The sequence below is a fragment of the Streptomyces sp. NPDC087845 genome, from assembly GCF_044742755.1.
Classification (GTDB): Bacteria; Actinomycetota; Actinomycetes; order Streptomycetales; family Streptomycetaceae; genus Streptomyces.
The window spans coordinates 1-25,300 of the sequence record NZ_JBIUVC010000024.1 but is presented as its reverse complement, the minus strand read 5'-3'; the positions used below and the strand labels follow the sequence as shown (position 1 = coordinate 25,300).

General features: G+C 71.6%; 21 protein-coding genes, 1 tRNA gene and 1 pseudogene. 12 read left to right on the top strand and 11 right to left on the bottom strand.

Going from position 1 to position 25,300, the window contains the following annotated elements:
- Positions 1–11: 11 nt before the first annotated feature.
- Positions 12–809, bottom strand: coding sequence for a helix-turn-helix transcriptional regulator (locus ACIOMQ_RS37010; RefSeq protein WP_362211825.1), 798 nt, complete (start codon positions 807–809; stop codon positions 12–14).
- A 73-nt stretch (positions 810–882) separates the two neighbouring features.
- Here ACIOMQ_RS37010 and ACIOMQ_RS37005 point away from each other — a divergent pair, with 73 nt between their 5' ends.
- The 5 genes from ACIOMQ_RS37005 (at position 883) to ACIOMQ_RS36985 (ending at position 6,077) form a co-directional block, all read left to right on the top strand.
- The gene (locus tag ACIOMQ_RS37005; RefSeq protein ID WP_402192107.1) at positions 883–2,106 is read left to right on the top strand and encodes an MFS transporter; all 1,224 of its coding nucleotides are present in this window, start codon (positions 883–885) and stop codon (positions 2,104–2,106) included.
- 114 nt (positions 2,107–2,220) lie between these two features.
- Positions 2,221–2,955: an FCD domain-containing protein gene (locus tag ACIOMQ_RS37000; RefSeq protein WP_362211831.1), complete on the top strand. Its 735-nt coding sequence runs from the start codon at positions 2,221–2,223 to the stop codon at positions 2,953–2,955.
- Positions 2,956–3,133: 178 nt separating this feature from the next.
- A complete protein-coding gene (locus ACIOMQ_RS36995; protein ID WP_401987546.1) occupies positions 3,134–3,901 on the top strand; it encodes a (Fe-S)-binding protein in 768 nt (255 codons plus the stop codon).
- Complete coding sequence (locus tag ACIOMQ_RS36990; protein ID WP_401267674.1) at positions 3,898–5,448, top strand: lactate utilization protein B; 1,551 nt, start codon at positions 3,898–3,900, stop codon at positions 5,446–5,448. Before ACIOMQ_RS36995 ends, ACIOMQ_RS36990 begins: the two co-directional genes overlap by 4 nt.
- Positions 5,445–6,077, top strand: a complete 633-nt coding sequence (locus ACIOMQ_RS36985; protein WP_402192105.1) for a lactate utilization protein C — start codon at positions 5,445–5,447, stop codon at positions 6,075–6,077. The genes ACIOMQ_RS36990 and ACIOMQ_RS36985 overlap by 4 nt, the downstream gene beginning before the upstream one ends.
- Positions 6,078–6,121: 44 nt before the next feature.
- Here the strand turns inward: ACIOMQ_RS36985 and ACIOMQ_RS36980 are convergent, their stop codons facing one another.
- The gene (locus ACIOMQ_RS36980) at positions 6,122–8,023 is read right to left on the bottom strand and encodes a DUF2264 domain-containing protein (RefSeq protein WP_401267678.1); all 1,902 of its coding nucleotides are present in this window, start codon (positions 8,021–8,023) and stop codon (positions 6,122–6,124) included.
- Complete coding sequence (locus tag ACIOMQ_RS36975; RefSeq protein ID WP_362211846.1) at positions 8,020–9,060, bottom strand: hydroxyacid dehydrogenase; 1,041 nt, start codon at positions 9,058–9,060, stop codon at positions 8,020–8,022. The genes ACIOMQ_RS36980 and ACIOMQ_RS36975 overlap by 4 nt, the downstream gene beginning before the upstream one ends.
- 80 nt (positions 9,061–9,140) lie before the next feature.
- On the opposite strand from ACIOMQ_RS36975, the gene ACIOMQ_RS36970 reads away from it, so the two are divergent.
- Positions 9,141–9,272, top strand: coding sequence for a hypothetical protein (locus ACIOMQ_RS36970; RefSeq protein ID WP_362211849.1), 132 nt, complete (start codon positions 9,141–9,143; stop codon positions 9,270–9,272).
- 169 nt (positions 9,273–9,441) lie between these two features.
- On the opposite strand, the gene ACIOMQ_RS36965 is transcribed toward ACIOMQ_RS36970, so the two are convergent.
- From ACIOMQ_RS36965 to ACIOMQ_RS36955, 3 genes are all read right to left on the bottom strand, one after another.
- Positions 9,442–10,626, bottom strand: a complete 1,185-nt coding sequence (locus tag ACIOMQ_RS36965; protein WP_401757014.1) for a substrate-binding domain-containing protein — start codon at positions 10,624–10,626, stop codon at positions 9,442–9,444.
- 309 nt (positions 10,627–10,935) lie between these two features.
- Entirely contained in the window at positions 10,936–12,465 is a 1,530-nt protein-coding gene (locus tag ACIOMQ_RS36960) for an amino acid permease (RefSeq protein ID WP_362211855.1), read from the bottom strand.
- 93 nt (positions 12,466–12,558) lie between these two features.
- On the bottom strand, positions 12,559–13,566 hold the full coding sequence (locus ACIOMQ_RS36955; RefSeq protein WP_362211858.1) for a hypothetical protein: 1,008 nt from the start codon (positions 13,564–13,566) through the stop codon (positions 12,559–12,561).
- A gap of 458 nt (positions 13,567–14,024) precedes the next feature.
- On the opposite strand from ACIOMQ_RS36955, the gene ACIOMQ_RS36950 reads away from it, so the two are divergent.
- From ACIOMQ_RS36950 to ACIOMQ_RS36940, 3 genes are read left to right on the top strand one after another with little or no spacing between them, the layout of a single operon-like run.
- The gene (locus ACIOMQ_RS36950) at positions 14,025–15,458 is read left to right on the top strand and encodes an FGGY family carbohydrate kinase (RefSeq protein ID WP_401757016.1); all 1,434 of its coding nucleotides are present in this window, start codon (positions 14,025–14,027) and stop codon (positions 15,456–15,458) included.
- Positions 15,459–15,478: 20 nt separating this feature from the next.
- Positions 15,479–16,897, top strand: a complete 1,419-nt coding sequence (locus tag ACIOMQ_RS36945) for an NAD(P)/FAD-dependent oxidoreductase (RefSeq protein WP_402192103.1) — start codon at positions 15,479–15,481, stop codon at positions 16,895–16,897.
- The gene (locus ACIOMQ_RS36940) at positions 16,894–17,808 is read left to right on the top strand and encodes an oxidoreductase (RefSeq protein ID WP_402192100.1); all 915 of its coding nucleotides are present in this window, start codon (positions 16,894–16,896) and stop codon (positions 17,806–17,808) included. The genes ACIOMQ_RS36945 and ACIOMQ_RS36940 overlap by 4 nt, the downstream gene beginning before the upstream one ends.
- An 11-nt stretch (positions 17,809–17,819) precedes the next feature.
- Here the strand turns inward: ACIOMQ_RS36940 and ACIOMQ_RS36935 are convergent, their stop codons facing one another.
- Positions 17,820–18,254 (bottom strand): hypothetical protein, encoded by a 435-nt coding sequence (locus ACIOMQ_RS36935; RefSeq protein WP_362211863.1) that lies wholly within the window; start codon positions 18,252–18,254, stop codon positions 17,820–17,822.
- A gap of 80 nt (positions 18,255–18,334) precedes the next feature.
- Here ACIOMQ_RS36935 and ACIOMQ_RS36930 point away from each other — a divergent pair, with 80 nt between their 5' ends.
- A complete protein-coding gene (locus tag ACIOMQ_RS36930; RefSeq protein ID WP_401987535.1) occupies positions 18,335–19,129 on the top strand; it encodes a cobalt-precorrin-6A reductase in 795 nt (264 codons plus the stop codon).
- On the opposite strand, the gene cobF is transcribed toward ACIOMQ_RS36930, so the two are convergent.
- Positions 19,098–19,853, bottom strand: a complete 756-nt coding sequence (gene cobF, locus ACIOMQ_RS36925) for a precorrin-6A synthase (deacetylating) (RefSeq protein ID WP_362211868.1) — start codon at positions 19,851–19,853, stop codon at positions 19,098–19,100. The genes ACIOMQ_RS36930 and cobF overlap by 32 nt on opposite strands.
- A gap of 100 nt (positions 19,854–19,953) precedes the next feature.
- Positions 19,954–20,487, bottom strand: coding sequence for a DUF309 domain-containing protein (locus tag ACIOMQ_RS36920; RefSeq protein ID WP_362211870.1), 534 nt, complete (start codon positions 20,485–20,487; stop codon positions 19,954–19,956).
- 108 nt (positions 20,488–20,595) lie between these two features.
- On the opposite strand from ACIOMQ_RS36920, the gene ACIOMQ_RS36915 reads away from it, so the two are divergent.
- Both ACIOMQ_RS36915 and ACIOMQ_RS36910 read left to right on the top strand, forming a co-directional pair.
- Positions 20,596–23,229 (top strand): ATP-binding protein, encoded by a 2,634-nt coding sequence (locus ACIOMQ_RS36915; RefSeq protein ID WP_401757026.1) that lies wholly within the window; start codon positions 20,596–20,598, stop codon positions 23,227–23,229.
- A 50-nt stretch (positions 23,230–23,279) separates the two neighbouring features.
- Positions 23,280–23,353 (top strand) — tRNA-Pro (locus tag ACIOMQ_RS36910).
- 88 nt (positions 23,354–23,441) lie between these two features.
- Here the strand turns inward: ACIOMQ_RS36910 and ACIOMQ_RS36905 are convergent.
- Positions 23,442–24,371 carry a tyrosine-type recombinase/integrase gene (locus tag ACIOMQ_RS36905; protein ID WP_402192097.1) on the bottom strand — a complete coding sequence of 310 codons (930 nt, stop codon included), beginning with the start codon at positions 24,369–24,371 and terminating at the stop codon, positions 23,442–23,444.
- A 423-nt stretch (positions 24,372–24,794) separates the two neighbouring features.
- Positions 24,795–25,300 (bottom strand): annotated as a pseudogene (locus tag ACIOMQ_RS36900) (transposase); the annotation flags it as partial.

Sequence of the window (25,300 nt, the reverse complement as noted above, 5' to 3'; positions counted from 1 at the left end):
GCCCGCGGTCCTCACGTACGGGGACCGGAGGCGTCGGGGCCGGCGAAATACGCCGAGGGGGTCGTGCCCAGCGCCCGGCGGAACATCGCCGTGAAGGCGCTCGGTGTCGCATATCCGAGACCGAGCGCGACCGCCGTGACCGGTGTGTTCCGGGCGAGCAGGGTGACCGCGTGAATGATCCTGGCCTGCTGCACCCAACGCGCCAGGCTCAGCCCGGTCGCGGCGGCGAACCTGCGCTGCAGGCTGCGCCGGCTCATATGCGCATGGGCGGCGGCGTCCTGCGTCGACCACGGCAGGCCCGGGTGCGCGCGGATCGCCTCGCAGAGCCCGGCCAGCTCCGGATCGGCGGGAGCCGGCAGGTGCAGTGCCGGGACGGGCCGCGGTGCGAGCTGGAGCAGCAGTAGTTCCATGACCTTGCCGTCCCGGCCCGCTCGCTCGTACTCCACGGGCAGCCGCGTCGCCTCGTCGATGAGTTCCCGCAGCAGCGGGGAGACGGAGACGACGGTCGGGTCCGCGGGCAGCTGCCAGTCCGGCTGCGCCTCGATGTACAGGGTGCGCATGGCGACCGCTCCCGCGCAGGTCATCGCATGGGTGAGGCCCGGCGGAACCCAGACGCCGCGGGTGGCGGGAACCACCCACACTCCGTGGCCGGTGGCGACGGTGATGGCGCCGGTCGTGCCGTAGATCAGCTGGGCCCGCGGGTGTTCGTGCGGCGGGATGTGATGGCCGTCGGGCAGGTCACGGGCCATCGCCGCGACGGGCCTGGGCACATCCTGGTAGTCGTCACGAAGTTCACTCTTGCCGTACATTGGCGCACTCTCGACAGGTATTGGCGCAACAACGAAAGTATGCCAGTACGGGGTCGGCCTAGCGTCGGGCCATGTGATCGAAACAGACCTCGCCCCCGACCCGGAACGCGCCACCGGTCGGCGCCTGACCGCGCTGCTCGCGGCCACCAGTGCCGTCACCGCCGCGAACGTCTACCTGAACCAGCCGCTGATGGGGGCCGCGGCAGCCGCGTTCGGGGTCGCGCCCGACGCGCTCGGGGCCGTGCCCACCGCCACGCAGCTGGGCTATGCGACGGGCATTCTGCTGCTCGTCCCCGCAGGTGACAGCCATGACCGGCGTCGGCTCATCCTGGGCCTCGGTGCCGCCTCGGCGTTGGCCCTGGCCGCCTGTGCGCTGTCACCCTCGGTGGGGTGGCTGATCGTGTCGAGCTTCGCCGTCGGGCTCCTGTCCCCGGTCCCTCAGCTGGTCACACCGCTCGCCGTCGCACTCGCCGACCGCGGGGCTCCGGGCGTCGGCCGGGGACGGATCGTCGGCATCGTGCAGGCCGGTCTGCTGACCGGGGTGCTCGCCTCCCGTGCCTACGCCGGAGCCGTGGGCGACCTGCTCGGATGGCGGGCCGTGTACGGCTGCTCGTGCGTGCTGACGCTGCTCCTGATGCTGGTGCTGCGACGTGCGCTGCCGCATGTCCCGTCGGGTAGCGGACAGGCGGCCACCGGTGCCGGCTACCGGGCCACGCTCCTCTCGTTGCCGCGGCTCTTCGCCTCGCAGCCCCTGATCCGCAGGATCACCCTCTCCGGCGCCCTGGTCGGGGTCGCGTTCGGTGCGTTCTGGACCGCGCTGACGTTCCTGCTGGAGAAGGAGTACGGATTCGGGCCGACCGGGATCGGGCTCTTCGGACTCGTGGCGGCGGCCAGTGCTCTGGCCTCGCCCCACGCGGGGAGACTGGCCGAGCGGTTCGGCCACCGGGGCGCCCTGGCCGCGCTGATCGGCCTGGTCGTCGTCGGATGGCTGCTGCTCCTGCCCGGGGGCGGCGGACTCGGCTGGATCGTCGTGGGGGTGGTCGTGCTGGACGTGGGGGTCTGGGGGAGCCAGGCCGCCAGTCAGACGGCCCTGTTCGCGCTCGACCCCGCCGTCCACAGTCGGCTCAACACCTTGTACTTCACGTTCCGCTTCCTGGGTATCGCCCTGGGGTCGCTGGCCGGAACGCTTGCCTGGGCGAACAGCGGCTGGTCCGCGGTGGCACTCGTGGGAGTGATCACGACTGCGGCCGGACTGATCGTCGCCGTGCTGCCGGTGGGCCGGCGGTCCGGGCGGTGAGCCCGGTGACGCCCTATCTTTGGTCCGACCATACGTGATGTGTGACATAGTGGAGGATCAGGCGGCAGAGGCGACGGCAACCGGACGATTCCGGCCGAGGCAGGGGGTGGCGGGATGCCCGTCGAGTGGCAACCCGTACGGCAGTCACGTACGCATGAACTCGTGCTCCAGAGCATCGAGCAGCGGGTGTTCGCCGGTGACCTCAGGGCCGGTGACCGGCTGCCGCCCGAGCGTGAGCTGGCACCGGTTCTCGGCGTCAGCCGGTCCGCGCTGCGTGAGGCGCTGAGAGTGCTGGAGACCATCGGTGTGCTCGTGGCCCAGCCGGGCCGGGGGCCGGATGCCGGGGCGCGCATCGTGCGCAATCCGGACGATGCCCTCGGTCGGCTGCTGCGTCTGCACTTCGCGCTCGGCAGCTACAGCCTCGAGGACGTACTGGAAGCGCGCGTCGTGCTGGAGAGGTCCAGCTTCGAGGCGGCCGCACAGCATGCCTCGGCGGAGGACTTCGACGAGGCGGAGGCCCTTGTCGTACGGATGGGGGAGCCGGATGTGGGCGTACCCGAGTTCAACGACCTGGACACCCGCTTCCATGTGCACATCGCCCGGAGCTCCGGTAATGAACTGACCTCCACGCTCACCTCTGCTGTACGGGAGTCGGTGCGTCCGCTGATCCTGCGCGCTCTGGAGGAGGCCGAGGACTGGCCGGCCACGGCCGCCGCGCTCAACGTGGAGCACGCGGAGCTCCTGCGGCTGGTCCGCGCGGGCAGGGGCGCGAGCGCCGCCGACCTGGTGGAGCGGCACATCCGCAGCCTCCACGGCACCCTGGTCGACGAGAACTCCGACCGGCGGTAGGGGATCCCGGCTGCGGATGCGCGTGCGCGAGTCCGGTCGGGCGGGCGGGACCCGGATGTGATTGTCAGGTGCATGACCTGCTGTGGGTGCTGTCCAGGCGCGTCGCATCCTTCACGTTCCGGACCGAGGCTAGTATGGTCGGACCATAAAAATCTGAAGAAACGATCGGAGAGACCTCATGCGCATCGGACTCTTCGCCACCTGTCTGGGAGACACGCTCTTCCCCGAGGCGGTGAAATCGACCGCGGTCCTGCTCGCCCGCCTGGGCCATGACGTGGTGTTCCCGCCGGGGCAGACCTGCTGCGGCCAGATGCACGTCAACACCGGCTACCAGCGCGAACCCGTGCCCCTGGTACGCAACTTCGCCGAGCAGTTCGGCGACGCGTCGATCGACGCCGTCGTCATGCCGTCCGGGTCGTGCGCGGGCTCGGTCCGTCATCAGCACGAGATCGTCGCCGAGCGGTACGGCGACCCGGCGCTGCGCGCGGGGGTCGCCACCGTCAAGGCCAAGACGTACGAGCTGTCGGAACTCCTCGTCGACGTCCTGGAGGTCACCGAGGTCGGCGCGTACTTCCCGCACCGTGTGACATACCACCCCACCTGTCACTCCCTGCGCATGCTCCGGGTCGGCGAGAAGCCGCTGAAGCTGCTCCGTGCCGTCGACTCCATCGACCTCGTCGAGCTTCCCGAGGCCGACGTCTGCTGCGGCTTCGGCGGCACCTTCGCCGTAAAGAACGCCGAGACGTCGACGGCGATGCTCCAGGACAAGATGCGCAACATCGCCACCACCGGGGCCGACGTCTGCACTGCCGGCGACTCCTCCTGCCTGATGCACATCGGCGGCGGACTCTCCCGCATCGCCTCGGGCACCCGCACCCTGCACCTCGCGCAGATCCTCTCCTCCACCCGCACCTCGCCGTACGTCCCGACGGAGGCCGTCCGATGAGCAGCACCTTCCTCGGCATGCCCGCCACCCCGCCCCGTTCCCCGTACGGGACCGGCAACCTTCGCGGTGACCGGAACTTCCCCGAGGCCGCCCACGACGAACTCCGCAACGAGCAATTGCGCCGCAATCTCGGCCGGGCCACCCACACGATCCGCGCCAAACGCCTGAACGTCACCGGGGAACTGCCCGACTGGGAGGAGCTGCGCGACGCCGGGTCGGCCATCAAGACCGACACCATGAACCGCCTCCCCGAACTGCTGGAACAACTGGAGCGGAAGGTCACCGAGCGCGGCGGAACCGTCCACTGGGCGCGCGACGGAGTCGAGGCCAACGAGATCGTGACCCGGCTGGTCAAGGCGACGGGCAGCAGCGACGTCATCAAGGTCAAGTCGATGGCCACCCAGGAGATCGGCCTCAACGAGCACCTCGAATCGGCCGGCATCACCCCGTACGAGACGGACCTCGCCGAACTGATCGTCCAGCTCGCGCACGACAGGCCCTCGCACATCCTGGTGCCCGCGATCCACCGCAACCGCGACGAGATCCGGCAGATCTTCCTCAAGGAGATCCCGGGCGTGGACCCGGGCCTCGACAACGTACCCGCGCATCTCGCCGCCGCGGCCCGCGCCTATCTGCGCGAGAAGTTCATGACGACGAAGGTGGCCGTCTCCGGGGCCAACTTCGGTGTCGCCGAGACCGGCACCCTGGCCGTCGTCGAGTCCGAGGGCAACGGCCGCATGTGCCTGACCCTGCCCGACACCCTGATCACCGTCATGGGCATCGAGAAGGTGCTGCCGCGCTATCAGGACCTGGAAGTCTTCCTGCAGTTGCTGCCGCGCTCCTCCACCGGCGAGCGGATGAACCCGTACACCTCGATGTGGACCGGGGTGACGCCCGGCGACGGACCGCAGGACTTCCATCTGGTGCTGCTCGACAACGGACGTACCGCGGCGCTCGCCGACCGGATCGGCCGCCAGGCGCTCAACTGCATCCGCTGCTCGGCCTGCCTCAACGTCTGCCCGGTGTACGAACGGGCCGGCGGCCATGCGTACGGATCGACATACCCCGGACCGATCGGCGCGGTCCTCACTCCGCAGCTCGCCGGGATGCACGCGGCCAAGGACGACCCCAACAGCTCGCTGCCGTACGCCTCCAGCCTCTGCGGCGCCTGCTTCGACGCCTGCCCGGTCAAGATCGACATTCCGTCTCTGCTGGTCGAACTGCGCCACCAGCACACCGAGCAGGCCGGTCTGACGGTGGAGAAGCTGGCCATGAAGGCCGCGGCCACCGTCATGAAGAAGCCGAAGCTGTTCACTGCCGCACAGAAGGGGGCGGTGATCGGCCGGATCGCCGCCGGGCGGGACGGGAAGATCTCGCATCTGCCGCCGCCGTTCAACGGCTGGAGCGACAGCCGCGACACCGCCGCGCCGCCGAAGCAGTCCTTCCGCACGTGGCTGGCATCGGACGAGGGCGCCGCGACCATGCGGCGGGCCGCGGCCGACGCGTACGAGAAGAACCGGAAGAAGAAGGAGGAGGGGGAGAAGTGACGACCGCTCGTGAAACGGTGCTCGGCAGGATCAAGGACGCCCTGGTCCTCGCCCCCGCACCGGACACCACCGTCCCGCGCGCCTACCGCACCGGCCGCACCCTCCCCGACGACGAACTCCTGGCCCTCTTCACCGACCGGCTCGTCGACTACAAGGCGCACGTGCACACCTGCACCGCCGACGGCACGGCCGCGACCGTCGCCCAGGTGCTGCGGGAACGCGGAGCCCGGCGGATCGGTGTGCCGGCCGGACTCGACCCGGCATGGCTCGGCGCGTACGACGGAGAGGTCCAGCAGGACGGCGCCGACATCCCGCCGCCCCGGCTCGACGCGCTGGACGGCGTCGTCACCGCCTCGGCCGTCAGCTGCGCCGAGACCGGCACGATCTTCCTGGACGGCTCGCCCGACCAGGGGCGCCGGGCGCTCTCCCTCGTCCCCGATCTGCATGTGTGTGTCGTCGATCTGTCGACGGTCGAGGCCGGGGTGCCGGAGGCGGTGGCCCGGCTGGTGCCGGAGCGGCCGACGACACTCATCAGCGGTCCCTCGGCCACCTCCGACATCGAGCTGGAACGGGTGGAGGGCGTGCACGGTCCGCGCACGCTGGCCGTCGTGATCCGGACGGACGTGTAGGGAGGGCGGGGTTGCGCGGCCTCCCGACCGCGCAACCCCGGTGCTCACCCGTGGGTGACCGTCATCGGCGCGAAGCCGATACGTGTCGTCGTCGCGTCCCGCGCCCAGCGGACCTCCACCGTGTCCCCGTCCACCTCCACCCCGCTCACCACCGCATCGAGCGGCGCCGCGCCGGCCTCCGCGGTCAACGAGGCGAGCGCCACCAGCACCACCGTGCCCTCCGCGGCCGCGGAGAGCCGGGGCACCTCCGCCCAGCGCGTGTACGCGGTGCCCTGCGGGGCCCGCATCACGTCCCGCGACTCCCAGCCGTGCAGGCCGTGCAGCGCGGAGGTCAGCGTGTCGTCCCGGCCGGTCGCCCAGCCCGTCTGCTCCACCCGGGCGCCCGCCGGCGCGCCGAGCACCCGGTGCACCCGCAGCTCGTACCGGCCACGCACCACGGTGACGCTCTCCACCCGCATCCCCGGCACCAGCGGGGAACCGGACGTGAACACCGGGCGGTGCCAGGACGCGGCCCACCCCCAGCCGTCACCACTCCCGGCGCCCAGCGGACGGATGACGCGGCGACCGCTGCGCGCCCCGGCGACGACCACGGCCAGATGGTTGTCCGCCGCGTTGGCCGCCGAGGTGGGGCCGGTCACCGTGGAGTACGACTGACGGCTGTACAGCGGATCGTCCGCGACCCCCGACTCGCCCTCGTGCGGGCGCACATGGTCGCTGCCGTGGTTGTGCAGCCGTACGATCCCGTCCGCCCGGGTGGACTGGACGAGCAGTCCGGGCGCGGGCAGCGCGAGCACCCGGTCGGGGCCCTCGCTCGGGGCGGGCTCCTCGGTCGCGGCCCACAGCGGATGGCCGTCCGGAGCGAGCAGCGAGACGAAGGCCTTGGACGCCCAGTACGGGGACGCGGGGGCCGAGTAGTACTGCAGAGTCGCCTCGTGCGGGCCGTGCCAGCCCAGGCTCAGCAGCCCGTCCGTGCCCGTCGCACCGCGGTCCAGGAAGTAGCGCAGCGATCCGTTGATCACCCGGCGCGAGACGCCGGGCGCGAGCGGGGTGTGCCCGGTGACGGCGCCGAGCGCGACCGACGAGGCGGCGGCGAAACGGTAGGTCAGGGACCGGCCGAAGTGGATCGGAGCACCGTCGCCGCCGAACAGCAGGGAGAAGCTCTCCAGGTGCTCGCGCAGCCGGGCGCCGTAGTGCGCGGACAGCTCGGCGTCGCCCGACAGATGCGCGTCCAGCACGGGATAGAGGTGCAGCGCCCAGCCGTTGTAGTGGTCGAAGGCGCGGCCGTCGCCGTCCGCGTACCAGCCGTCTCCGCGGTACCACCCCTCCAGCAGTCCGCGTGCGCGCTCCTTCGCCCGCGCGGTCTCCGCGTCGCCCCGGCCCACGGACTCCAGGAACGCGGCCACGGAGTAGGGGAACAGATACCAGTTGTTGGGGGAGGGGACGTGCCGCAGCGCGCCGCGCAGCCATTCCTCGGCGCGGTCCCGCACCCCGGACTCCAGGCGGTCCCAGAGCCACGGCCGGGTGAGCCGCAGTCCGATGGCGACCGACGCGGACTCGACCATGGGCTGGCCGAAGACCGTGTGGTCGCGGATCAGCGGCCACGACTCGGCGTCGTCCCGGCCGGGGGTGAGGGTGCCGGCCGCGAGCCCGTCCGCGTACCGGTCGAGCCAGCCGTGCGGGTCCTTGCCGTCCGCGCCCGCCACCCGGAAGGCGGCGGCGAGGAACGTGCGCGCGTACCCCTCCAGACCGTCGGAGCGCACACCGGACGCGGATGGCCTGCCCGGCAGGTCCAGCAGCGCGCCGCCCGGAGTGGCCCACGTCCAGGCGGCCTTGAGCAGCCCGTCGGCCGCGGCCTCCCAGTGCGCACGGGTGTAGCCGGTGTGCGGGCTCGACACCCGGTCTTCGGCGGGGAGTTCGAGGGGCGAATCCAGGTGGGGTGCGGTCATGCGAGGAATGCCAGCCTTTCGCGTCGTACGGGATGGGCGAAACCGTCGCCCGCGGCCCAGCGGCCGGCCTCGCCGACCGCCAGATCGACCAGCCGCCGCCACTCATTGCCCTGGGAGCCCGCGAGGTGCGGGGTGATCAATGCGTTGTCGCACTCCCACAGAGGGTGTGCGGCGGGCAGGGTGTCGGGCTCCGTGACGTCGAGGATCGCCCGGATCCGGTTCTGCCGGAGTACGTCCGTGAGCGCGTCCTGGTCGATGACGGCGCCCCGCGCGGTGTTGACGAGCACACTGTCCGGACGCATCGAGGTGAGCAGTTCACGGCTGACGAGACCGTGAGTGGCCGGCAGCAGCGGGGTGTGGACGCTCACCACGTCGCTGTGCGCAAACAGTTCGCCGAGGCCGACGGACCGGGCGCCGAGCGCGGCGGCCTCCGCCTCGGTGACGTACGGGTCGTGGAGCAGCACCGGCAGGTCGTACGGCCGCAGCAGTTCGATGACGCGCCGGCCGATCAGCGAGGCGGACAGGATCCCGACGGTGCGGCCGTAGTTGCCGACCTCGGTCGAGGTGGCGAGCCAGTTGTCGCGGCGGCGTTCCGTCCGGTAGTCGCGCGCCCGCTCCAGGGCCCGCTTGCCGGAGAGCAGGATCATCGCGACGGTGTACTCCGCCACCGGCAGGGCGTTGGCGGCGGCTGCCGACGACACCTCGATGCCGCGTTCCCAGCAGGCCTCGGTGATGTGGCCGCGGATGGAGCCCGCGGTGTGGACGACGGCGCGCAGGCGCGGTGCGGCGGCCAGGGCGGCCGCGTCGAGCGGCGGACAGCCCCAGCCGGTGACCAGGACCTCCGCGTCCGCCAGTAAGGCGCGGGCCCGGTCGGTGGTGAAGTCGTCGAGCACGGGCAGGGGAGCGAGGTCGTACACCTCGCCGAGTGCGGCCAGGGACCGGGCGTCGAGGAGCGCGGCCGCGGCGTCCGCCTTCATGGCGACGGCGGCGCGCGGCCGATTCCGGGTGACGGGTACGTCGGGGACGGTGCTGGACATCTCTCTCCTGGTACGGGGCGGAGGTGGTGGCCCGGCTGCCTGCCGGCGCTCGCCGTGAGCCCGCGGTGTCGTGGGTGCGGTTGAACGCGACCCCAGACGCCTGGCTGCCGCGCAGGGCAGGCCAGGCGGTGATGGGTGTGGCCCGCTTCGAGTTCCTGCTGTCCTGCTGCCCGACCCCGTCGTCGATCTGCCGCTGCCGCCGCAGGCGCTGAGCGCGCCTGTCATCGGCAGGGCGTCGATCGTGGCGAGCACGGATCGACGGCTCCGTCGGCCGGGCATGTGCGCCTCCCGCGGCTTCTGATCCGGGTCACGGGAAATCTTGATCGGCTGATCGGAACTGGTCAATAGATCGCTCAGAAGAAAATCAAAGCGGTCAAACGATCATTTCGTGGTCGGGACCCACTCCCGCGCGGATCCGCGCACCTTGAGCGTGGGCAGCAGCTCCGTCCGGTGCACCGGACCGCCCGAGCCGGCAGCCCCGGACAGCCGGTGGAGCAGCAACTCGGCGGCGGCCCGCCCGATCTCCGCCTTCGGCGGCGCCACCGCCGTCAGCGGCGTGCTGCCGAGGGCCGCGACCACGTCGTCGTAGGCCACCACCGAGCAGTCGCGCGGCACCTCGACACCGCTCTCCGCCAGCCGCTGCACCAGCATCAGTGCGTCCACGTCGCCGTGCAGCACGGCCGCCGTGGCGCCCCGTTCCCTCAGCAGGGCGGCGAGGTCGAGAGGCGTGCGGGCGCCGGCTGCGGCGACGGGCGGAGCGTCGGCTCCCGCGGCGGTGACTGCTCCCGCAGCAGGAGATTCGGGGCCGGGGCCGGGCACCGCCTCCGGAGAACTGAGCACCACCGACCAGTCCTCCACCTCCGCACGGGCTGCGGCGATCTCGGCGAAGGCGGCGCGGATGGTGCGCGCGGTCGGGCTGTCGTCGCGGGCGGCCAGCACGATACGCCGATGCCCCAGTGACACCAGGTGCTCCACGGCCAGATACGTCCCGTACCAGTGATCCGAGCAGACCGAATCCAGGGCGTGCAGCGCACTGCCCGGCCGGGGCCGGCGCTCCATCAGCACGGTCGGCACCCCCACGTCCGCGAGCCAGCCGTAGTCCAGCTCCTCCGAGCGCGCGTTGCGCCAGCGCGGCGCGATCAGCAGCCCCCGCGCGCCGTCCGCCAGTGCCCGCTCCACCAGCGGACGTTCGGTGTCGGCCGACTGGTGCGCGATGTGCAGCGCGATCCGCATCCCGGACTCCTCCAGGACGGTCCGGGCGCCGTGCAGGGTCTCGTACAGGTACGAATGCCGATCGGGGACGACCAGGGCGATCGCGCCGCCGTCCCCGGCGGACCCGTCACCCCGCGGTGCCGGCACCGCGGCGGGCGGCTGTGCCTCTCCCGCCGGCCGGGCCACGCCGTGTCCGCGCCGCAGCCGTCCCGCCCGGGCCAGTTCCTCGACGTCCCGCCGGACCGTGACCACCGAGACGTCCAGCTCGGCCGCGAGCACGCTGACCTTGACGGCGCCGCGCGACTCCACCACCGACAGGATTCGCTGCCGCCTGAGTTCAACCGGCTCCCGCATCGCTGTTGGCCCCCTCGCCGTACCGCCGCGTGTTGTTCGTTTGAACGCTTCCTGTGAGCGTTTGGGTCGCAGCATAGCCATCGCACCTCTGCTGTACATGCGCGTGGACCGCCCCGTACGCCCCACTGATCCCAGGAGGCACCCAGGCCGGCCTTGCGTGCCCGATCGGCGCGACCGCCCTTGGCGGACTCCGACTGCTGCCGCGCTGAGCGCACACGGCGTTCCGCACCACCGCACACACGTCTCAGCCCTCCCTGGGCACTCGCTGCGACCCGGGAGGGCTGAGGACGACGGGTGGGCGGGGACGGGTCAGACGATGCCTTCCTCGATCTCCGCCTGCTCGCGGGCGTTCCCGTACGCCGACGGCGTGCTGTACGAACGGCGCGCGACGAACCACCACACGGTGGCCAGGGCCAGCACCGCGACCAGCGCGATCGACGCGTAGTTCATCGAGTCGACCGTCACCGGCGACGACTGCGGAAGCAGGAACAGTACGGTCACGATGGCGACCCACACCACGGCGATCCAGCCGATCGGCTTGCTCCAGCGGCCCAGATGCCACGGCCCGCGCTCGAACCGGTCACCGGAGCGCAGCTTCAGGAAGATCGGGATCGCGTAGGCGGGCGTGATGCCGATGACATTGATCGCGGTCACCGCACCGTACGCGGTGGCGGAGTACAGCGACGGCAGTGCCAGCACGCCGGCGACGACGACCGACAGCCACACCGCGTTGACGGGAGTCTGGGTGCGGGCACTCACCTTGTGCCACAGTGCCGAGCCCGGCAGCGCGTTGTCGCGGCTGAACGCGAACACCATCCGGCTGGCGGCGGCGACCTCGGCGTTGCCGCAGAACAGCTGCGCCGCGATCACGATCAGGAGCATGGCGGTGGCCCCGGACGTGCCGAGCGCATCGATCAGGATCTGCGCCGGAGGCACCCCGGTGGCACTGTTCTGGGTGCCCGCGTAGTCCTGGATCGCGAAGGTCAGTCCGGCGAGCAGGACGAAACCGGCGACCCAGGAGACCCAGATCGCGCGGACGATGCCCTTGGCGGCCGTCACCGAGGCGTTGGACGTCTCCTCCGAGAGATGGGCGGAGGCGTCGTAGCCGCAGAAGGTGTACTGGGCGAGGAGCAGGCCGATCGCCGCCACGTACAACGGGTTGTGCCAGCCGGTGTCGTTGACGAACTCGGTGAAGACGAACGACGGCGACTGGTGGTGCGAGGGCACGATGGCCAGCACGGCGACGATCACCGCGACACCGGCGAGATGCCACCACACACTGATGGAGTTGAGCACGCTGACGAGACGGACACCGAACAGGTTCAGCACGGCATGCAGCAGCAGGATGCAGACGAAGATGATCATTGTCTTGCCCGGTGTGGGGGTGAATCCCCACTGCAGGTTCATCAGCGCACCGGTGAACAGCGCGGCACCGTAGTCGATACCGGCGATCGCGCCGAGCAGCCCGAGCAGATTAAGCCAGCCGGTGTACCAGCCCCACTTGCGGCCGCCGAGCCGGTCGGCCATGTAGTACAGCGCCCCCGATGTCGGGTAGGCGCTGGTGACTTCGGCGAGTGCCATGCCGACGCAGAGCACGAAGAGGCCGACGCCGGCCCAGCCCCAGAGCATCACCGCCGGGCCGCCGGTCGACATGCCGAAGCCGTACAGGGTCATGCAGCCGGACAGGATGGAGATGACGGAGAAGCTGATGGCGAAGTTGCCGAAGCCGCCCATGCGGCGGGCGAGCACCGGCTGGTAGCCGAGTTCACGCAGGCGCTGCTCCTCGTCCTTCTGCGGGACGGCCTCCGCACCCGACTGGGTCGGGGTGGATATGGACATGGGAAAAACCTCCATGAGGGGGTTGGGGAAGGGACGGAAAGGGATCGGTCCGGAACGAAAGAAGACGGCCGTGCGCCGGCTCGGTGTCCCGGCTCAGCCGTGCGGCCCCCGCCCGGGGTCGGGGGACACGGTGAGGCAGCGGCTCCGGGCGCGCAGGAACACTTCCTCGGCGCCTCCCGGGCTCTTGGGATCACGCGTGCGGTACACCCAGGGGACCGAGGTGAAATAGGGGCCGAGTTCCCGGAACACCGGTGCTGCGTCGGCGAATTGGAGAGCCCCCCACAGGGCGTGGGCCAGATGGTTCAGGTCGGGCAGGGAATGGGAGACCGGCGCCGTGCGGCGGAACCAGAGCTCCAGTGCCCGTGCCGCGTCCCGTTCGGCGTCCTCGGTGACCCAGTGGAGATCCAGGGCCTTCTCGTGACCGCGCTCGCGGCGGTACCGCTCGACCCGCACGTACAGGGGCAGTGCATGCAGTGCGGAGCCGTCGGGGGCCGAGGAGGACGCCCACTGGACGAAGTTGAACGCTTCGGAGAGAGTTCCGCCGGCCTTGCGCGCGTACACGAACTGGAGCATTCGGTGGTAGGCCTCGCGGTTGCACGGATCGCGCTTGTCGGCCTCGGCCAGCAGCCCCCACGGGCCGGGGAACAGCATCGGCCCCGGCGGATGGAGCCGGTGCTCCTCCAACTGCTGGTGTTCGTCCAGCTGGGACAGGGCCAGCAGGCACACCCAGGGCACCGGGTCCGCGGGCGAGGTGTGTGCGGCCGTCCGGCAGGCCCCCCACGCCTCCTGCCACAGCTCCTGCGCGCGGTGGTGGCCCTCGCGGTGGGCCCGCACGGCCCGCTCGACGACGACGCGCGCGTGCATCACGGCGGCGGCGACGCTTCGGGGCTCCTCGGCCTGCCAGGCCTGCACCGCGTCCGAACCGGCGGCGATCGCGCCGAGAACCTGTGTGCGCTGGGTCCAGAGGGTCCAGTCCGGCGTACTCTCCAGCAGGTTCCGCATGGACATCCAGCGCCCGGTGCGCAAATCCTGTACCGCGACGCGCAATTCATTGTCATGGCCGGCCGGGTGGTAGACCGGCCGGAAATCACTGTTGGCCATGGAATCGCCCTGCCCCCGTGCGACGGGACGACGTACGGCGGGACGGCATGCGACGGTTGGGGGATCTCCTCAGCACGTCACGCAACCCGGCGGTGGCATGGAACCCGTGCGGAATCGGAAGGCCCGGGAATCGAAGTCTCGGCGCTCGGGGCGGGGTGTCGGTCTCATCAATCCTCAAGGACGTGGGGGGTGAAGCAGCTGTTGAAAAACGAACTGCTCGAAAGCGTCCGGTTGTTGCTCGGCGGTGAGTGTAAGGCCAGTTGCGCCGAACGCCGGACCGATTCGCGGATCTTACTCAAGTCGACGCATACGAAGGGACGTTGACCGGAATCCGGTTGTTCCGCACATGCACCCGGTCGGCCCTTGACGTACGCGGTGGTCTGCACCAGTCTGGGCGGCACAGATCAATGATCACGATTCCGTTCAAGCCGCAGAGCTTCCGTACAGCTGGAGTGTCGATGACAGGCCCGGTACTCGCTGTGGACCAGGGCACGTCGGGAACCAAGGCTCTGGTGGTCTGTCCCGAGCGCGGCGTGATCGGTTCCGGTTCGGCGCCGGTACGGCCGCGGCACGGCGTCGGGGGAGCGGTCGAGGTCGATCCCGCCGAACTGCTCGGCTCGGTCGTCGACGCCGGACGCCGGGCCTTGCACGAAGCGGGCGAACCGGTGGTCGCCGTCGGCCTCGCCAACCAGGGCGAGACGGTGCTCGCCTGGGATCCGGACACCGGGCGGCCGCTCACCGACGCGATCGTCTGGCAGGACCGGCGTTCCGCTTCGATCTGTGCCGAACTCGCCGTGCGTGACGAAGAGTTGACGCGGATCACCGGGCTCCCGCTCGATCCGTACTTCGCCGCGCCCAAGATGGCCTGGATCCGCCGGGAGCTGACCCGCGAGGGCACCGTCACCACCAGCGACTCCTGGCTCGTCCATCAGCTGACCGGTGCGTTCGTCACGGACGCGGCGACTGCGGGACGCACCCAGTTGCTCGACCTCGACCGGGTCCGCTGGTCACCCGAGGCCCTGGACATCTTCGGCCTCGGCGACGAACGCCTCCCGGCCGTCGTCGACTGCGACGGGACGGTCGGTACGACGAGCGCCTTCGGCGGTGAACTCCCGCTGACCGGACTCCTCGTCGACCAGCAGGCCGCCCTCCTCGCCCAGAACGCCCTGGACCCGGGCAACGCCAAGTGCACCTACGGAACCGGGGCGTTCCTGCTCACCCAGACCGGGCCCGCCCCGCGCCGCGGCTCCACCGGGCTCGTCAGCTGTATCGCCTGGCGGCTCGGCGGCCGTACGAGCTACTGCCTCGACGGACAGGTCTACACCGCAGCCTCCGCCGTCGACTGGCTCGCCGGCCTGGGAGTGATCTCCGACGCGGCCGACCTCGACCCGGTCGGCGCCGGCGTCGCCGACTCCGGTGGCGTCACGTTCGTCCCCGCACTCGCCGGGCTGGCCGCTCCCTGGTGGCGCGGCGACCTGCGCGGATCGGTGACCGGTCTCGGCCTCGACACCACCGCCGGCCACCTGGTGCGTGCCCTGTGCGAAGGCATCGCCGCACAGGTCGTCGAACTCTGCGAAGCGGTCGCGACCGATCTCGGATCCCCCTTGACCTCGCTCCGTGTCGACGGCGGCCTGACCCGCTCCGCCCTGCTCATGCAGACCCAGGCCGATCTGCTGCAACGTCCCGTCGAGGTGTCCGCACTGCCCGATGTCACCGCGCTCGGCATCGGAGCCGTCGCCCGCCTCGGCCTCGACCCGCGGCTCCCGCTCCGGCAGGCCGTACCCGAATGGAAGCCCGCCGCCGTGTACGAGCCCCGGATCGGAGCCGGCGAGGCGGCCGAGCGCCTCGCCGGATTCCGTGCGGCCGTACAGACCCTGCTGGAACATGCCTGACACGTACGAGAGCCACCCCCATGAACCACACGGTCACCACCACCGGAGCACCGACGGCCGGTCCCAAGGCCCCGGTCTACGACGTGACCGTCGTCGGCGCGGGAGTCGTCGGCGCCGCCATCGCCCGCGAACTGGCCCGCTACCGGCTGCGAACCGCCCTCGTCGACGCCTCGGACGACATCGGCAACGGCACGTCGAAGGCCAACACCGCCATCCTGCACACCGGCTTCGACGCCGTACCCGGCTCGCTCGAAGCCAGGCTCGTACGCGAAGGGCAGCACAGACTCCGCGCGTACGCCGCCGAGACGGGCATCCCCGTCGAACGCGTCGGTGCCCTCCTCGTCGCCTGGGACGAGGAACAACTGGCCGCACTCCCCGGCCTGTTGGCCAAGGCCGAACGCAACGACTACCACGCGGCACGCCTCCTGGACGCCGAAGAGCTGAGGGCCCGCGAACCCCACTTGGGGCCGGGCGCCCTCGGCGCGCTCGAAATCCCCGACGAGAGCATCGTCTGCCCCTGGACGACCCCGCTCGCCTACGCCACCCAGGCCGTGCGGGCCGGAGTCCATCTCCACCTCAACTGCCGGGTGCGGCACGTCGACAGCGGCGACGGCATCCACACCCTCACCACCACCCGGGGGCCGCTGCTCACCCGCCATCTGATCAACGCCGCCGGACTGTACGCCGACGAGCTCGACCGGGAGCTCGGCAACGACGTCTTCACCGTCACCCCGCGCCGCGGCCAGCTCCTCGTCTTCGACAAGCTCGCCCGGGACCTCGTCGGCCACATCCTGCTGCCCGTGCCCACCGCCGCCGGCAAGGGCGTCCTGGTCGCACCGACCGTCTTCGGCAACGTGCTGCTCGGCCCCACCGCCGAGGAGCTCGACGACAAGACCGCCACCGGATCGACCGCGGACGGCATCGCCCTGCTGCGCGAGAAGGGCCGCCGCATCCTGCCCGCCCTGCTCGACGAGGAGGTCACGGCCGTCTACGCCGGCCTGCGCGCCGCCACCGGCCAGGAGGACTACCGCATCCAGGACCACCCGGACCGGCGCTACATCGCCGTCGGCGGCATCCGCTCCACCGGCCTCACCGCCTCCATGGCCATCGCCGCCCATGTCGTCGAACTGCTCGGCCGGTCGGGCCTCGACCTCGGCACGCCGTCCGCATTGCCGTCCGTCACCATGCCCAACCTCGGCGAGGCGTTCCCCCGCCCGTACCAGGATGCCGAACTGATCGCCCAGGACCCGGCCTACGGCACGCTCGTCTGCCACTGCGAACGGGTCTCCGCGGGCGAGATCAGGGACGCCCTCGCCGGCCCGGTCCCCCCGCGTTCGACGGACGGACTGCGGCGCAGGACAAGGGCCGGAAACGGGCGCTGCCAGGGGTTCCACTGCGGGGCCGCGGTCCGCGCACTGTTCGAGGAGGCCCGGTCATGACCCGGCGCGAGCGGACCGTCGACGTCCTGGTCATCGGCGCCCGCGAACGCCCCCGCAGCGCCCGCCTCGTACCCGGCACGCGCCCGCCCGGCGTCTACGCCACCGGCGAACTCCAGCAGGCCGTCCATCTCCACCGGCAGCGGATCGGCACCCGCGCCGTCGTCATCGGCAACGAACCCGTCAGCCGCGCCGCGACCGACACCCTGCGCGTCGCAGGGCTGGACGTCGTCGCCGTGGTCACCGACCAGCCGCCCTCCCGCCTCACGGCCCCGGTCCGGCCCCGGGACCGGCCCCCGCTCCTCACCCACGCCACCGTCACCGCCCTGACCGGCCGGGAACGGCTCACCGGAGTGCAGCTGCGGCATCACGACGGCCGGACCACCACCCTGCACTGCGACACCGTGGTCTTCACCGGCGACTGGATCCCCGACCACGAACTGGCCCGGTGCGGTGCGATCGCCCGGGACCCCGGCACCCGGGGCCCCGCGTACGACGTCGCCTGCCGCACGACCCGGGCCGGAGTCTTCGCCGTCGGCAACCCCCTGCACGGAGTGGAGAGCGCCGGCGTCGCGGCCGCCGAGGGACGGGCCGTCGCCGCGCCCGTACTGCGTCACCTGGTTGCGGAAGCCTGGCCCACGGGCCGGCCGGCCGTCGCGGTCGACCACCCGCTGCGATGGGTCGCACCGAACCTCGTCGGCCCCGGTGCTCACGCCCCGCTCCGAGGCCGCTTCAGCCTGCGCACCTCCCGCAGGCTGCACGCGCCGCTGCTCGTGGTCCGCCAGGACGGCCGTGTGCTCCACCGGCAGCGGCTGCTGCTGCCGGTGGAACCGGGCCGGCCGTTCCACCTGCGCGCCGACTGGCTCGACCGGGTCGATCCGCACGGCGCGGCCGTGCGGATCGCGGTGCGCTGACTGACCGTACGTCAGGGAATCAGCAGCCAGTCGGATCCGATCGCCGCCAGCAGGCCGATCCCCAGCAGCCAACTGCCCAGCCGGGTACGGCCGTTCCTGCTGAGTTCGATCACGATCCCGCACAGGATCAGCGCGAGCCCGTACACCCCGACCACCAGCACGGACGACCGGCTGGCGATCCGCAGTGCGAGAACCACCGCCATCGCCGCCATGCCGACCGACGAGAGCACGATGCGCAGCCGTCTCGCCTGACGCGGGGTCAGCCGCCGCTCGTCGGGCTCGGGTGCCGTCTGCGCATCGGCCCCGGAGGCGGTCTCCGGAGCGGCTTCGGTATCGCTCCCCGACTCCGAAGCCGCCTCGGAGGCCTTCTCGGAAACGGCCTCGGAAGCCGTTCCGGAAGCCTCTATCGGAAGGTCCACGGCCTGGTCCTGGTCAGAAGTGCTCATGACGCCGGATCGTAATGGCTGCGGGCGCCCCTGTTCACCGCTCCGGACGCCGGGCGGCGAAAGTGACGTAGGTTCGGTGCATGCCTGGCCACATTCTCATCCTCGGCGGTACGACCGAAGCCCGGCAGCTCGCCGCCGAGCTGACCGGGCCCGGCAGCGCCGCGACGACGCGCGTCACCACCTCGCTGGCCGGCCGGGTCGCCCGGCCCCGGATGCCCGCCGGTGCCGTGCGCATCGGCGGCTTCGGCGGCCCCGGGGGCCTCGCGGACTGGCTGCGCACCCACGGCGTGGACACCGTCGTCGACGCCACCCACCCGTTCGCCGGCACCATCAGCGCCAACGCCGCCGAGGCCGCGAAGGCCACCGGCACCCCGCTGTTCGCGCTGCGCCGTCCCGGCTGGGCGGCGGGCCCCGGCGACCGCTGGCACCCGGCCGACGACCTCGCCCACGCCGCCGAGCGGCTGCCCGCCCTGGGCCGCCGGATCTTCCTGACCACCGGCCGCCTGGGCCTGGCCGTCTTCGCCACCGCCCCCGGCGCGGACGCGCTCCACTTCCTCGTACGGTCCGTGGAGCCCCCCGAGCCGCCGCTGCCCCGCCACGCGGACGTGCTCCTCGACCGCGGCCCGTACACCGTCGAAGGGGAGACGGCGCTGCTGCGCGACCACGCCGTCGACGTCCTCGTCACCAAGGACAGCGGCGGCCCCGCCACCGCCGCGAAACTCACCGCGGCCAGGAACCTCGGTCTGCCCGTGGTCGTGGTCCGCCGCCCGCCACCGCCCGACGGCGTGACCCTCGTGCACGATGTGGCGTCGGTGCTCCGGCTGCTCCGCGTGAAAGGCCGGTTCAGCCGCGACGCAGCAGATACGTGTCCATGATCCAGCCCTTGCGGGCGCGCGCCTCGGCCCGCAACTCCTCGATCCGGTCCGACACCTCGGCGAGGCGCCCGGAGACCAGGATCTCGTCCTCGGTCCCCACGTACGCGCCCCAGTAGATGTGGAGGTCCTGGTCGAGATGGCGGGTGAACGCCTGCCGGGCGTCGAGCATCACCACCACGTCGTCGACCCCCTCGGGCCACCCCTCGGCCAGCCGCCGGCCCGTCGTGATCTGCACCGGGCGCGCCACCCGGTTCAGCCCCGTCCGGTGCCTGGCCAGCAGCGCGGAGACGCTGCTGATCCCGGGGACCACCTCGTGGTCGAACGCGACCGAACCCCGGTCGAGGATCTCTTCGAGGATGCCGAGCGTGGAGTCGTACAGGGCGGGATCGCCCCACACCAGGAATGCCCCGCACTCGTCCTCGCCGAGGTCCTCCGCGATGAACCGCTCGTACAGATCCGCGCGGCGCCGACGCCAGTCGTCCACCGCGGGTGAGTAGTCCGGCGTCCGGCGGTCCCGCTCCGGATCACGCGCCTCGACGAGCCGGTACGCGGCGTTCTCCACATGCACATCGAGGATGTCCCGGCGCAGCCCGGTCAGGTCGGACTTCTCCTCGCCCTTGTCGAGGATGAAGAACGCGTCCGCCCGGTTCAGCGCCTTGACGGCCTGCAGGGTCAGATGGTCGGGGTCGCCCGCGCCGATGCCGATGACATAGATCTTTCTCACCGCACCGAGTCTGCCCCACGCCCCACCGCACCGGGCGCCGGGGTCGGGACCGGTCCGGCGGACCGCGGACGGGTCGCGACCCCGGTCCGCCGGACCGGCCCTACCGGTCCCGGGGCCGCAGGCGGGGCGCCTCGGCGGCGGCGTCCACGGGGCGGTCGTCCGGCACCCGGCCGCCGGCCGCGTCCCCGCCGCGGGCCTCGCGCCGCTCCACCCGCGCCGCCAGCTCCCCGGCCCAGCCGATCAGCCCGTCGACCCCGATCCCATGGGGCGGGGCGGCTGCGAACTCCGCGAGCGCCGCCGCGCCGCGCCGCAACAGCCGGGCCCCGCCCGTGGCATTGCCCCGGGCCGCGTGCGTCAGCCCGACGGCCAGTTGCGCGAGCCCGCGCCACAACTCCCGCTCCGCCACCGGTCCCGACTTCCACGCGTCCTCGAACACCTCGTGCGCGTGGAACGGCATCCCCGCGTCCAGCAGCCGTTGCGCCTCCCGCAAGGTCTCCTCGGGGGTGCGGACCACCCCCTCGGGCTGCCGCTCCACTCCCGGCGTCCCGTACGGCAGCGGGCGTCCCAGCCCGTCACGGGGGCGCGCGTTGCGCGCACGGCCCCCCGCGTCGCGGTCCCTGCGAGTCTCGTCCACCCTCCGATTGTGCCCCGCACCTGCGGCGAACTGGCCGAACCACTGTCCGTGGACCCCCGTGCACGACTAGTGTCGACTGTCATCCGCACCACTTTGGGGAGGGTAGGGATGAAGCAGTCCCGGCCACTGTACGAGCGCGAACCGGAACTCGCCGCTGCCGCACAAGCCGTGGACGCCCTGTGCGGCGCCCAGGCAGCCGGCGGGCTGCTGATCTTCAGCGGCGAGGCGGGCATCGGCAAGACGGCGCTGCTCGCCGAGATCAGGGCCATGGCCGCCGACCGCTGCACCGTCTGGTCCGCACGCGGCGGCGAAACGGTCACGTCCGTGCCGTTCCATGTCGTACGCCAACTGCTGCAGCCCGCCCTCGACCAGTTCCCGCCCGACGAGGTGCGGACCCTGTTCGGGCCCTGGTACGAGATCGCCGCGCCCGCACTCGGACTCGCCGAACCGAGCGGTCCGCAGCCGGATCCGCAAGGCGTCCGGGACGGCCTCGACTTCGTCGTCTCCCGGCTCGCGTCCCGGCTGAGCCACCGTCCGCTCCTGCTCGTCATCGACGACGCGCACTGGGCGGACGGCGAATCCCTCGCCTGGCTCGCCTCGTTCACCGCCCGCCTCGGCGAACTGCCCGTTCTGGTCGTCCAGGCCCACCGGCCGGAAGAACTGGCAGCGCGGCAGAAGGAGAGCGGACCGGGCAGCGCCCATCCCGCCCAGGTCCGGGTGGCGCTGCGCGCCCTCACCCCGGACGCCACCGCGGAACTGGTCCGCGCGGCCCTCGGCGAACACGCCGACGATCCGTTCTGCCGCGAGGTGTGGGCCGTCACCGGAGGCAACCCCTACGAGGCGGTCGAACTCGTCGCCAAGGTCCAGGACCGCGAACTGGTGCCACTGGAGGAGTCGGCCGGGCTGCTGCGCGAACTCGGCGCATCGGCCCGCGGCAGCGGACTCGTCGCCCGGCTCGAACGGCTCGGTACCAACGCCAACCGGTTCGCCTGGGCCGCGGCGGTCCTCGGCACGGACATCTCGCAGGATCTCGCCGCCACCCTCGCCGGAATGAGCCCCGCCGAGGCCGCCGACTGCACGGCCCGGCTGCGCGAAGCCCGTATCGTCACCGGATTCGACCCGCTGGAGTTCGTCCACCCGCTGATCGCCACCGCGGTGTACCGCTCCATCCCGCCTGCCACCCGCACGGCCTTCCACGGCCGGGCGGCGTGGGCGATCACCCGCGCGGGGCTCGGCCCGGCGGCGGCCTCCCGCCACCTCCTCGAAGTGCACCCGGACAACGACCAGGAACTCGTCGGGCAACTCCGCGAAGCCGCCAAGCAGCACCTCGCGGTCGGCGCCCCGGAAGCCGCCCGCCGCTGCCTCGAACGCGCCCTGGAAGAACCACCGAGCCCCCGCGTAAAGGCCACCCTGCTGTACGAACTGGGCTGCGCCACACTGCTCAGCTCGCCCGCCACCACCGTCCAGCACCTGCGCGACGCCCTCGACATGCCCGGACTCTCCGGCGACCAGCGCGTCGACGCCACCTACCGGCTCGCGGCCGCGCATTCCCACAACAACCAGCTGAAGGAAGCGGCACGCGCCCTCGCCGCCGAGGCCGCGCGCACCGCCCCGGGCCCCGGCCTGATGCGGCTCCAGGCCGCCCACTTCCTCTGGGAGGGCATGCAGGCGTCCGAGGAGGACGGACCCGCCCGTTCCGGCCGGCTCGCCCGGAACGCCGACCACCTGTCCGGCCGCGACAACGCCGAGCGCGCCCTGCTCACCATCCGCGCCTTCGACGCCATGATGCGCGGCGAGAACTCCCAGCTCATCGTCGACCTCTGCGAACGCGCCCTGGTCGACGGCCATCCCGCACGCGGGCTCGGCTGGACCGATACGGAATGGGGCTTCGAACTCCCCACCCTCGTCGGCATCACCTACGCCTTCACGGACCACGTCGACCGGGCCGAGGAACTGTTCGGCGAGGCCGTCCGCGCCTTCGAGATCTCCGGCTGGAGCGGCGCGCACCTCGCGTTCGCGCACACCCTGCTCGGGCTGGTCCACCGCCGTCGCGGCCGGCTCGCCGAGGCCGAGGGCTTCCTCCGTGAGGGGCTGCGCCTCGCCGACCGTGTCGGCAGCGGACTGCCCGTCCACTGGGACGCGGCCTGTCTCCTCATCGACACCCTGGTGGCCCGCGGCCGTGTCACCGAGGCCCGCCAGATCGCCGACCGCTACGACTTCGGCTCGCCCTATCCCAGCGCGATGGTGCTGCCCGACGCCCCGTGCGTACGTGGTCGGCTGCTGCTGGCCGAAGGCCGTATGAAGGAAGCGGCCACGGAACTCGAAGCGGCCGGTCAGGCCCTCGAACCCCGTGGCAGGTACAACGGCGTATGGGCGCCCTGGGCGGGCGATCTCGCCCGTGCGCTGGCCGAGGAGGACCCGCTCCGCGCCGCCCAACTCGCCACCACGGCCCGGGTCCACGCCGAACGCTTCGGCACGGACACCGCGATCGGTGAGGCCCTGCGCTGCGTCGCCCTCTTCGCCCGCCCGGAGGATGCCACGCATCTGCTGGCCGAGTCGGTCCGCCATCTGGAGGCGTCCCCGTCCGCGTACGAACATGCCCTGGCCCTCGTCGACTACGGCATCGCCATCCGCTCCCCACGCGAACTGGCCAGGGCCCACAAACTGGCCACGGCATGCGGCGCCGAATCCCTGGCAAACCGCGCCCACCAGGCACGGGCGTCGATCCGGTCCGCAGAGTGAGGTAATGTTTGTCCTGCGCAGCCGCCCGGGAACACCGGGGGGAATCGCAGCGGGACGTGGCGCAGCTTGGTAGCGCACTTGACTGGGGGTCAAGGGGTCGCAGGTTCAAATCCTGTCGTCCCGACTTGTGTTTTCGCAGGTCACAGGCGGTATCGGAGAAATCCGGTACCGCCTTTCCGTGTTTCTTGAGGACCAGTTGGGGACCACGGGCTCTAGCGGCGCCGTCCTGCTGTCGGCTGGACGGCGAGGGGTGTGCGGATGGGGCTGAGGTGTGCGGTGAGGGCGTGGCCGGTGTTGGTGGTCTGGGTCATGTCGGGGTGGAGGTAGCGATGGGTGGTGAGGAGGGAGCCGTGTCCGGCAATTTTGCGGAGGACGTGGGCGGGGACGCCGGCGTCGGCGAACCAGGTGAGTCCTGTGTGGCGGAGGTCGTGGCGGCGCAGGCGTTCGTGGTTGAGTGAGGTGACCACCTCGTCCCAGTGGGTTGCGTCCCGTAGGGCGGCGGTGGAGATGCGCCCGCCGCGGGGGCCGGTGAAGAGCCGTGCGTCAGGGTTGGGGCCGACGGCGAGGATGCGTTCGGCGATCGTCGGGCGGATTTCCTCGATGAGGGGGACTTGGCGGGCGCGTTTGCCTTTGGTGTTCTTGTCGGTGAGTCCGCCGGGTGCGGGGGTGGTCTGTCGGCGGACGGTCCGGATCCAGTTCTCGGTGTCGATGTACCAGGCGCGGACGCCGGAGACCTTACCGATGCCGGCGGCGGTCGCGGCGGCGAAGACGACGACCTCGCGCCATCCTCGGTAGTGGTCGTGGGATCGGTCGGTGAGTGCCTGGGCGAGGCGGAGCAGGGTGGGCCAGTCGCGCAGGGCGAGGGCGCGGGGGTTGTGGAGTTCGTCCTCGGCCTGTTTGTACTCGCGCTGCCAGCCGGTGACTCGGGCGGGGTTGACGGTGATGATTCCGTCGCGGACGGCTTGTTCCATGACACGGACGAGGACGGCGAGGCTGTTCTTGACGGTGGAGCGGCCGTGTTGGTCGGCGATCCAGCCGTGGACGGTGCGGTCGACGGCGCCGTTGGTGATCATCCGGACGGGGAAGTGCCCGGGGGCCGGGACCACACGGCAGCGCGCTGATGTTGAGTCGTACCGGCGCATGGGGGTCTGGTGCTGGAGGATGTTCCGGAGATGGTGGTGGACTTCGGCATGGAGGCCCCTGGGGCAGGGTGCTGACCTGCTGATTCGTCGCCAAGGGTGGTGCTGACCTGCGGTGATTCATCTTTCGTCGCCTTTCAGCGTCGTGCGGGTTTGTGCAGCTCAAACTCCCCACGAACTCGCCGCCTCACCTGGGTACTCCCCAGCCGCTCCCCAGGGGGACCGGCTGGGGAGCGACCGACGGGGAGGTGCTGTCGGCCCATCAGCACACGGCTGACGAAAGGGGCTCGACCAGCGCGGGCCCAGACATTCCCGCGGCAGGCTGACCAGCAAGATTATGGACAGCCCCTGGCCTTCACTGTCACAGTCAGCCCCTGCAACGAAAGCCACGCACGAGGCAATGAAGCCTGTGTCTAAGCTTGGCGTTTATGGTGCCTGCCTGTCCGCGCCGACCTTCATCGTGTCGGTTTTGCTGTGTTTTCCGACGGGGCGTTCGCGGGCCCGGTTCCTGTTCTTCGAGCCGGCCGGCCGACCAGGGCCCGCGGTGCCGGATTTCGGTGCGCTGGTCAGCTGAGGGGTCTTCCTGTGGAGGCGGCGAAATCCTCGGCGGACGCGCGCGGGCGTGAGGCGTCCATGCCGTGCCGGCCGTTCCCATGGCCGACGGAGGTCTTCGGCCATGGGCCGGGCGAGGCGGAGTTGGGTATAGGCCGCGATGACCAGCCAGGTCCAGCGGTCCGCCGCGGTCGGGTCGCGGAGTTTCGGAGCGGTCCAGCCAAGGGTCCGCTTGATCATTCTGAAGGTGTGTTCAAGATCGAATCGCCGCAGAAACGATTGCCGGAGCCGGTCCACATCGGCAGCGGTGGCATCGCAACGTGACCACCACAGCCAGACCGGCTTGGGGTCCCGGTCCCCGGGCAGATGGCCGACCCGGA